Source organism: Variovorax sp. GW821-FHT09B01, from assembly GCF_059418345.1.
In genome coordinates this window covers 1-2,297 of record NZ_JBWKPQ010000053.1, presented here as the reverse complement: position 1 = coordinate 2,297, position 2,297 = coordinate 1, and the positions used below count along the sequence as shown (strand labels likewise).

The following is a 2,297-nucleotide window of genomic DNA, read 5'->3' as shown; positions in this document are numbered from 1 at the left end:
CAAGTATTACCTTCGGGGGTAGAGCACTGTTTTGGCTAGGGGGTCATGGCGACTTACCAAACCAAGGCAAACTCCGAATACCGAAGAGTACAGCTTGGGAGACAGAGCACCGGGTGCTAACGTCCGGACTCAAGAGGGAAACAACCCAGACCGCCAGCTAAGGTCCCTAAAATTGGCTAAGTGGGAAACGAAGTGGGAAGGCTAAAACAGTCAGGATGTTGGCTTAGAAGCAGCCATCATTTAAAGAAAGCGTAATAGCTCACTGATCGAGTCGTCCTGCGCGGAAGATGTAACGGGGCTAAGCCAGTTACCGAAGCTGCGGATTTGCAATTTATTGCAAGTGGTAGGAGAGCGTTCTGTAAGCCTGTGAAGGTGCGTTGTAAAGCGTGCTGGAGGTATCAGAAGTGCGAATGCTGACATGAGTAGCGTTAAAGGGGGTGAAAAGCCCCCTCGCCGTAAGCGCAAGGTTTTCTACGCAACGTTCATCGGCGTAGAGTGAGTCGGCCCCTAAGGCGAGGCAGAGATGCGTAGCTGATGGGAAACAGGTCAATATTCCTGTACCGATATACAGTGCGATGTGGGGACGGATCTTAATAGGTCATCCGGGTGTTGGATATCCCGGTTTAGTTGGATGTAGGCGTGCATTAGGCAAATCCGGTGCACATATACCGAGGCCAACGATCGAGCGAGCTTGCTCGCGAAGTGACTGAACGAGGTTCCAGGAAAAGCCACTAAGCTTCAGCTGTATACGACCGTACCGCAAACCGACACTGGTGCGCGAGATGAGTATTCTAAGGCGCTTGAGAGAACTCAGGAGAAGGAACTCGGCAAATTGACACCGTAACTTCGGAAGAAGGTGTGCCCTATTAGTGTGAAGTGAACAACGGAGCATGAATGGGTTGCAAAAAATCGGTGGCTGCGACTGTTTATTAAAAACACAGCACTCTGCAAACACGAAAGTGGACGTATAGGGTGTGACGCCTGCCCGGTGCTGGAAGATTAAATGATGGGGTGCAAGCTCTTGATTGAAGTCCCAGTAAACGGCGGCCGTAACTATAACGGTCCTAAGGTAGCGAAATTCCTTGTCGGGTAAGTTCCGACCTGCACGAATGGCGTAACGATGGCCACACTGTCTCCTCCTGAGACTCAGCGAAGTTGAAATGTTTGTGATGATGCAATCTCCCCGCGGAAAGACGGAAAGACCCCATGAACCTTTACTGTAGCTTTGTATTGGACTTTGAACAGATCTGTGTAGGATAGGTGGGAGGCTTTGAAGCAGGGTCGCTAGATCTTGTGGAGCCAACGTTGAAATACCACCCTGGTGTGTTTGAGGTTCTAACCTAGGTCCATTATCTGGATCGGGGACAGTGCATGGTAGGCAGTTTGACTGGGGCGGTCTCCTCCCAAAGCGTAACGGAGGAGTTCGAAGGTACGCTAGTTACGGTCGGACATCGTGACGATAGTGCAATGGCATAAGCGTGCTTAACTGCGAGACTGACAAGTCGAGCAGATGCGAAAGCAGGACATAGTGATCCGGTGGTTCTGTATGGAAGGGCCATCGCTCAACGGATAAAAGGTACTCTGGGGATAACAGGCTGATACCGCCCAAGAGTTCATATCGACGGCGGTGTTTGGCACCTCGATGTCGGCTCATCTCATCCTGGGGCTGTAGCCGGTCCCAAGGGTATGGCTGTTCGCCATTTAAAGAGGTACGTGAGCTGGGTTTAAAACGTCGTGAGACAGTTTGGTCCCTATCTTCCGTGGGCGCTGCAGATTTGAGGAAGCCTGCTCCTAGTACGAGAGGACCGGAGTGGACACACCTCTGGTGTATCGGTTGTCACGCCAGTGGCATTGCCGAGTAGCTAAGTGTGGAAGAGATAACCGCTGAAAGCATCTAAGCGGGAAACTCGTTTCAAGATGAGATCTGCCGGGGCCTCGAGCCCCCTGAAGAGTCGTTCAAGACCAGGACGTTGATAGGTCAGGTGTGGAAGCGCAGTAATGCGTTAAGCTAACTGATACTAATTGCTCGTGCGGCTTGACCCTATAACTTTGATCAGAAGATCAAGGTGTTATGCCAAGTTGACGCATTCAAAATACATTCAAATAACGCCTAAGCGCGTGCTGATTCAAAACTCTATGAATTCGTTTGGCTGATCATGTGATCAGCTAGGCAACCCTTTATGCCTGATGACCATAGCGAGTTGGTCCCACTCCTTCCCATCCCGAACAGGACAGTGAAACGACTCAGCGCCGATGATAGTGCGGGTTCCCGTGTGAAAGTAGGTCATCGTCAGGCT

At 51.1% G+C, this 2,297-nt stretch carries 2 rRNA genes (1 of these 2 running past the window's edge); both read left to right on the top strand.

From position 1 onward, the window contains the following. Positions 1 to 2,043, top strand: a 23S ribosomal RNA gene (locus tag AC07RV_RS45755); it begins 927 nt to the left of the window's first position. A gap of 140 nt (positions 2,044 to 2,183) precedes the next feature. After that, positions 2,184 to 2,296 (top strand): 5S ribosomal RNA (rrf, locus tag AC07RV_RS45750). The last annotated feature ends 1 nt before the right edge of the window (position 2,297 follow it).